Source organism: Aeromonas sp. HMWF014, assembly GCF_963878295.1.
GTDB classification, from domain to species: domain Bacteria; phylum Pseudomonadota; class Gammaproteobacteria; order Enterobacterales; family Aeromonadaceae; genus Aeromonas; species Aeromonas popoffii.
Window position 1 is genome coordinate 20896 of record NZ_CAWNYS010000011.1, and the last position, 6695, is coordinate 27590.

7 protein-coding genes and 1 pseudogene are annotated in these 6695 nt (G+C 61.1%); 3 read left to right on the forward strand and 5 right to left on the reverse strand.

From position 1 onward, the window contains the following. The 3 genes from dnaX to AAC083_RS00355 form a co-directional block, all read right to left on the reverse strand. Nucleotides 1-1763 (reverse strand): DNA polymerase III subunit gamma/tau (dnaX, locus tag AAC083_RS00345; RefSeq protein WP_258224842.1); only part of this gene is annotated, 1763 nt, incomplete at its 3' end. Between the two features lie 179 nt (nt 1764-1942). Then, complete coding sequence (gene apt, locus AAC083_RS00350) at nt 1943-2488, reverse strand: adenine phosphoribosyltransferase (RefSeq protein ID WP_101347027.1); 546 nt, start codon at nt 2486-2488, stop codon at nt 1943-1945. A gap of 133 nt (nt 2489-2621) precedes the next feature. Continuing rightward, entirely contained in the window at nt 2622-2999 is a 378-nt protein-coding gene (locus tag AAC083_RS00355; RefSeq protein ID WP_042037684.1) for a YbaN family protein, read from the reverse strand. Nucleotides 3000-3175: 176 nt separating this feature from the next. Between AAC083_RS00355 and dusC the strand changes: the two genes are divergently transcribed. The 3 genes and pseudogenes from dusC to AAC083_RS00370 all read left to right on the forward strand — a co-directional run. Further along, entirely contained in the window at nt 3176-4120 is a 945-nt protein-coding gene (gene dusC, locus AAC083_RS00360) for a tRNA dihydrouridine(16) synthase DusC (RefSeq protein WP_108537799.1), read from the forward strand. Between the two features lie 97 nt (nt 4121-4217). Further along, complete coding sequence (locus AAC083_RS00365; RefSeq protein WP_108537800.1) at nt 4218-4586, forward strand: TraR/DksA family transcriptional regulator; 369 nt, start codon at nt 4218-4220, stop codon at nt 4584-4586. A gap of 59 nt (nt 4587-4645) precedes the next feature. Then, a pseudogene (locus AAC083_RS00370) lies at nt 4646-4801 on the forward strand (ABC transporter substrate-binding protein); the annotation flags it as partial. A 47-nt stretch (nt 4802-4848) separates the two neighbouring features. On the opposite strand, the gene rnd reads toward AAC083_RS00370, so the two are convergent. Beyond that, a complete protein-coding gene (gene rnd / locus AAC083_RS00375) occupies nt 4849-5961 on the reverse strand; it encodes a ribonuclease D (protein WP_181364871.1) in 1113 nt (370 codons plus the stop codon). An 81-nt stretch (nt 5962-6042) separates the two neighbouring features. After that, nucleotides 6043-6695 (reverse strand): AMP-binding enzyme (locus AAC083_RS22700; protein WP_258224843.1); only part of this gene is annotated, 653 nt, incomplete at its 5' end.

A 6695-nucleotide genomic window follows, 5' to 3' on the forward strand; every position in this document is an offset into this window, starting at 1 on the left:
TCATAGCCCGCTACCGCAGTACTCTGGAGCGGCGCCACGGCAGCGGGTGGCCAGCCGGGGGATGCTGGCGCAGCAACCGGCGGCACGATCGGGCTGGCCTCGGGGGCCGTCACCGGCCTGGTGGGCGCAACACGAGGTGGTGCAGACGCAACGGCGGTGGCCCCTGGCTCACCACGCAGGCGGCTGCGCAGCAGATTGCGCTTGCCCAGCAGGCTCTGCATGCTGGACGCAGCAGAGGGGGCAGCTTCCGGCTCGGCAACGGGAGCGACCTCCATATGAGGCTCAGGGGATAGCGGGGCTGTCAATGAGGCGTCCTGCAGCGCGTCAGGCCTGCTGACGGGAGCCATTGGCTCACTCGCGCCAGAGGATCCCTCATAGCCCATCTGCTGCGCTTCACGCAGCACCTCGTCCTGCTCGGCAAACAGCGGCGCGCTCAGCGCGTCGCTGGCATTCTCTTGCTCATCCACAGAGCGAGGGATGACAGGCTCAGCCTGCACAAGGGAGGGCACCCCCGGCGTGAGGGTTGGAGCATCAGTAGAGACAGCCGGTGGGGCCACAGTCGCGGTGGCCGAAGCGGGGGCTGGCTCAACCCCCTGAGGCTTTCCCAGCGGGGCCGGTGCAGTCCTCACACCAGCCACGGGCGACAGAGCGGCAAGGTTGGCCGGGTGCACGGCCTCACGGCGCGGGGAGAAGGCCAGCATGCGCAGGCAGGTCATCTCGAGCGCGGTGCGGCCATCGGGGGCCCAGGGCAGATCCTTACGTCCCCCCAGCACTATCTGGTAGCAGAGCTGCACCTCTTCCGGGCTCATGGCCTGAGCCAGCTGCAACAGGGCATCGGCATCCGCCCCCTGCTCCTGCACGGTGGCGGGCAGCAACTGCGCCATGGCGATGCGATGCAGCAGCCCTTCCAGCTCGGCATGGAGCTGATCAAAATCGGGCCCCAGGGTCGCAATCTCGATGATCTTGGCCATGGCCGTGGGGGCATCCTGGCGCAAGATGGCCTCCAGCAACTGGTGCAGGTGGCGGTGATCGAGCGTCCCCAGCATCGCCAGCACACTCTCGAGACGCACGCTGCCATTGCCGTGAGCCAGCGCCTGATCGGTCAGGCTCAGGGCATCGCGCATGCTGCCGTCGGCCGCTTTGGCCAAGGCTTGCAGAGCGCGCGGCTCGAACGGTTGCCCCTCCTGATCCAGCACCCATTCGAGCTGCTTGGCGATCTGGGTCTGATCCAGACTCTTGAGATGGAACTGCAGGCAGCGGGAGAGGATGGTAATGGGCAGCTTCTGCGGATCCGTGGTGGCCAGCAGGAACTTCACATAGGGGGGCGGTTCTTCCAGGGTTTTGAGCAGGGCGTTGAAGCTGTGGCGCGACAACATGTGCACTTCATCGATGAGGTAGACCTTGAAGCGGCCGCGGGCCGGGCGATACTGCACGTTGTCGAGCAGCTCGCGGGTATCTTCCACCTTGGTGCGGGACGCCGCATCAATCTCCAGCAGATCGACAAAGTTGCCCTGATCGATCTCGCGGCAGGTGTCGCACACACCGCACGGATGGCTGCTGATCCCCTGCTCACAATTGAGACTCTTGGCAAGAATGCGGGCTATGGTGGTCTTGCCAACCCCACGGGTACCGCTCAGCAGATAGGCATGATGCAGCCGTCCCTGATCCAGGGCGTTGGTCAAGGCGGTCAGCACATGATGCTGGCCTACCACTTGTTCAAACGTATGGGGGCGCCATTTACGCGCCAGAACCTGATAGCTCATAAGTCTCGATGCAGGGATGACAAGGCATTGAGACAGAATGCTAACACAAATGCCAGGCGGGCTGTATCGGCTATCGGCGAGGGCGGGAGGGATCGCTTGAATTTCAAACCGATGCCCGGATGGGCATCGGTTTCGGGACACGCAACAGGCTGACGAGGCCTGCGTTGCATCCGGGGGGATTACTCGCCAGCCAATTCGACCAGTGAGACGACCTTGATGCCGGCCGCCGTCAGGCGGGCATCGCCGCCCAGAGATGGCAGGGAGATAATGAAAGCCGCATCGGCCACATCACCACCGGCCCGGCGAATGAGCTTGACGGTCGCATCGACGGTACCGCCGGTGGCCAGCAGATCATCGACGACCAGCACCTTGTCACCCGGCACGATGGCATCAGTGTGCAGTTGCAGGGTGTCGGTACCGTATTCGAGGGCATAGGACTCCTCGATCACTGCACGGGGCAACTTGCCCGGCTTGCGAACCGGCACAAACCCCAAGCCCATGGCGAAGGCGACCGGTGCACCGAAGATGAAGCCGCGGGCCTCGGTGCCGACGATCTTGGTGATCCCTTGATCACGATAATGCTCAGCCAACAGATCGATGGTGGCTTTGAAGGCCTCCGCGTTCTCTATCAGGCTGGTGATGTCACGAAACAGAATGCCCGGCTTCGGATAGTCGGGGATAGTCTTGATGCTCGCTTCGATAAATTTCAGGGTATCCGGATTCATTGTTTGACCGCTTATTTTTTGAGCCCAGGCGTGGCCGTATTTCTCGATTCCCGCCAGCGGGAAATAAAAAGGCCCGTCACGCAAAAATGACAGGCCGACTCCATAGCATTATTGCCGCAATAGCTTAGGGACTTCACTTCGCCATTGCAACTGGCTCCAGTACCGGCAGACGCATTAACCAGGTGAGCAGGATCACCATTATGACCACCAGCAGCCCCTTGACCCAGAGCAGCGGCACCACCGCCAGCGATACCGAGAAAGTGAGCAGAATGAAGATGATGGCCCGCCGACGGGCATGACGACGAATACCGCGATACTGCTGCCAATCGACGATGGGGGGACCAAACCAGGGGTGAGCCAGCAGCCAGCGGTGAAAGCGGGGGGACGAACGGGCAAACAGCGCCGCCGCCAACAACATGAAGGGGGTGGTCGGCAACAGGGGCAGCACGATTCCTATGATACCGGTGACGAATGCCAACCAGCCCAATCCCATCAGACACCAACGTTTCATGGCCGCTCCTCTTCAATTCAGCTCTGCTTAGCGTAACAGAGTTGACCCAAAAGCTGACAACCCAGACCTGCGAGCGCCGGCTGATGAGGCTCAATGAGTGGGCTGACGGCTGACAACGCCGGCCATTGCCACTACAATCTGCGCTCTTTTTTCTCCCCTTGTCTTCGGAAGCAGCTATGCGCGTTATTTTGGCCCCCATGCAGGGGGTGCTGGATCACCTGATGCGGGAGGTACTCACCTCCGTCAACGACTACGACCTCTGCGTCAGCGAATTTATCCGCGTGGTCGATCAGTTGCTGCCTGCCAAGGTGTTTTATCGGCTCGTGCCCGAACTCAAGCAGGGTGGCAAGACCCGCGCCGGCACCCCGGTAAGGGTGCAACTGCTGGGGCAACACCCCGAATGGCTGGCCGAGAACGCGGCACGCGCCATCGAGCTTGGCTCCCCCGGGGTCGATCTCAACTTTGGCTGCCCTGCCCCCACGGTGAACAAGAGCAAGGGCGGCGCCGTCTTGCTCAAAGAGCCCGACACAATCTACCGCATCGTCAAGGCGGTGCGGGAAGCGGTGCCTGCCCATCTGCCGGTGAGCGCCAAGATCCGCCTCGGATACGATGACAAGGATCTCTACCTGGAGAACGCCCAGGCCGTCTATCAGGCGGGCGCCAACGAGCTGGCAGTGCATGCCCGCACCAAGCGCGAAGGCTACAAAGCCCCGGCCCACTGGGAGTATGTGGACGCCATCCGCCGCGCCCTGCCCATCCCTGTCACGGCCAACGGCGAGATCTGGGATCATAAAGATGCCCTCGCCTGCGCCAGCGTCTCCGGCTGTGATGCGCTCATGGTGGGGCGCGGTGCCATCTCCCTGCCCAACCTGGCCAACGTGATGAAAACAGGCTGCGCCCACATGAGCTGGGCGCAGGTGTTGCAGCTGATGGTGAGCTACACCGAGCAGGATCTGGCCAGCGAGAAAGCGGACTATTACCCCAGCCGCATCAAGCAGTGGTTCAGCTACCTCAAGCGGGAATACCCGCAAGCCGACCTGCTGTTTCGCGATATCAGGCTGTTCAAGGAGACGGCTCCCATTCGGGAGGCCTTGCTGCAAGCCTCGAAAGCTGTGATCTAACCGTCTTTTACTTGACGCATATCATCTTGATAATCCTGTTGTCTCCCTATACTGCCCTGGATTTGTAATTCGTCTGTTGGGGGCTAGTGTGTGTGAAATGACGCAAGCTCGGTTGGCCGTGTGGCGTGAGCGCCTGCTGACTGACTGGGCACAAGTAAGAGAAGAGCTGATAAGTCAGCTCAAGGCCTGTCGGCGTGACGAGTGGGCGGAAAAAGTAGATCACTGCGAACGGGATCAGCTGGTAGAGCTGACCAGTCGCCTCGACTTGCCCAAGGTGGAGCAGAGCGTGGCCTGCCTCAAGCGGATTGATGCCGCTCTCTGTCAAATGGATCTGGGGCTCTATGGCATCTGTTCCGATTGCGAAGAGCCGCTTGCCATTGAGCAACTCGAGCTGGATCCGACCCTGCAACGCTGCCCACGCTGCGAAGCCCGCTATCGCAAGGGATTCCACGCCCACGAACTCTGAGGGATGCACATTCGTGCATCCTCGCTTCCAGGCTGGTCAGCCTGCCGTTTCTATCCAATCTGATCTATATCCAGCAGACACCCGTGCATTTGATGCTGAACCGCCGCACCACCACGCCACAGCAGTTGCAACGGCTCGACGAGGCCATCAGGGCCCTGCTGCTGAGCCCTGAATATAGGCAGATCCTCGCACGCTACCACTACCCGCAGCCGTGAGGCAGATAGAACAATGGGCCCGCTGGGCCCATTGTTGACTGTGTGGCTTATTGTGCCAGCAGATGCCCCACCAGCTCATGACGCCACCCTTGTAGCAGCATGGGCTTGTCAGCGCGAGCACGCTCTTCATCGCTCATACGCCAGCTCCAGGTGAAGTACTGGTGAATGATCTTCTTGCTCGCCACCAGTTCCGGCGGGATGTTGCTGGCCTTGGCTTTCTCCTCCACCATCCCCTTGATGCGCTTGAGCTCGGCCTTGTACTGGGGATAATCCACCAGCCGGCGAATGGGCTCAGGCCAGCCCGCAGGGTCGCTCTGCTGGGCCGTCGCGACTATGTCCAGCATCCGCTTGCCATGGATCTTGATCTCGATGGGAGCCAGCCCCAGCTCATTGAGATCGCGCAGCGACGTGGGTTTGCGCTCCGCCACCTTGAACAGATGCAGCTCCTTGACCACGAAGTTAAGGGCCAGATCGCGGCGCACCGCCTCTTGCTGACGCCAGGCAGCCAGCTCGCGCAGTATGGCCAGTTCACGGCGTCCCAGTTGCCAGGCGTTGATGATGTCGAGATAGGCCTGACGGGGATCGCAGCCCTGGGTCTTGCGGGCCGAGTGGTTCTGGCACTCCTGCTCGAACCAGGCAAACTTGCCGCTCTCGTGCAGCTGGGCCATCACCTTCTCGTAGAGCGGCATCAGGTAGAACACATCTGCCGCCGCATATTCGAGCTGACGCTCGGTGAGCGGACGAGCCAGCCAATCGGTACGAGCCTGATCCTTGACCAGCTCCACGCCGAGAAAATCCTTGGCCAGGGCGCCAAAACCGACCGACACACCATAGCCCAGAAAGGCCGTCGCCAGCTGAGTGTCGTGCATCTGATTGGGCAGATGGCCAGCCTCGTGCTGGATCAGCTCCAGGTCTTCGCCGGAGGCGTGCAGTATGGCGATCTGCCCTGCCCGGCCAAGCCGTTGCCAAAGGGGCGCGAGGTTCAGAGCCAGGGGATCCAGCAGGGCCAGATGCTCGCCATCATAGATCTGGAACAGGCCCAGCTGGGGGTAATAGGTGCGGGTGCGGACGAATTCAGTATCGATGGCCAGGGGAACGTCGGCCAGGGAAGCGAGATACTGTTCCAGTTCGGCTTGCTGTGAAATGAGTTGATAGTGCATCTTTGCCTGCGCGTTGATCAGGGCCAAAAGAAAAAACCGTGGCATGACCCACGGTTTTGCATGACAGCGGCGGATCGCCCGTTATTGCTTGGCAATTTCCTCGTCGCGCAGCACGCGGCGCAGGATCTTGCCCACATTGGTCTTGGGAAGTTCGTCGCGAAATTCTACCAGTTTCGGCACCTTATAGGCAGTCAGATGTGTGCGGCAGTGGGCAATAATCTCGTCCTCCTGCAGTTTTGCATCTTTTTTGACCACGAAGATCTTCACCAGCTCGCCGGAAACCTTGTGCGGCACGCCAACCGCAGCCACTTCCAGCACCTTGGGGTGAAGCGCCACCACGTCTTCGATCTCGTTCGGATAGACGTTGAAACCCGAGACCAGGATCATGTCCTTCTTGCGATCGACGATCTTGAAAAAACCTTGCTCGTCACACACGGCGATGTCGCCGGTACAGAGCCAGCCATCCTGCATCACCTCGGCAGTGGCCTCGGGACGCTGCCAGTAACCCACCATCACCTGGGGGCCGCGCACCTGCATCTCGCCGGGCTTGCCACATTCGGTGATCACCTGACCGGCGTCATCCACCAGACGGATGTCGGTGGAGCAGACCGGCAGACCGATGGAGCCGTTGTAGTCGAGCAGATCGTAGGGGCAGACGCTCACCAGCGGCGAACACTCGGTCAGGCCATAACCTTCCAGCAGCGGGGTGTCGGTCAGCCCCTTCCACTGTTCGG

Excerpts from the sequence above, each read along its gene's own strand:
- AAC083_RS00355 (WP_042037684.1), bottom strand. The coding sequence starts at position 2,999 with ATGAAACGTTGGTGTCTGATGGGATTGGGCTGGTTGGCATTCGTCACC.
- apt (WP_101347027.1), bottom strand. The coding sequence starts at position 2,488 with ATGAATCCGGATACCCTGAAATTTATCGAAGCGAGCATCAAGACTATC.
- AAC083_RS00365 (WP_108537800.1), top strand. The coding sequence starts at position 4,218 with ATGACGCAAGCTCGGTTGGCCGTGTGGCGTGAGCGCCTGCTGACTGAC.
- rnd (WP_181364871.1), bottom strand. The coding sequence starts at position 5,961 with ATGCACTATCAACTCATTTCACAGCAAGCCGAACTGGAACAGTATCTC.
- dusC (WP_108537799.1), top strand. The coding sequence starts at position 3,176 with ATGCGCGTTATTTTGGCCCCCATGCAGGGGGTGCTGGATCACCTGATG.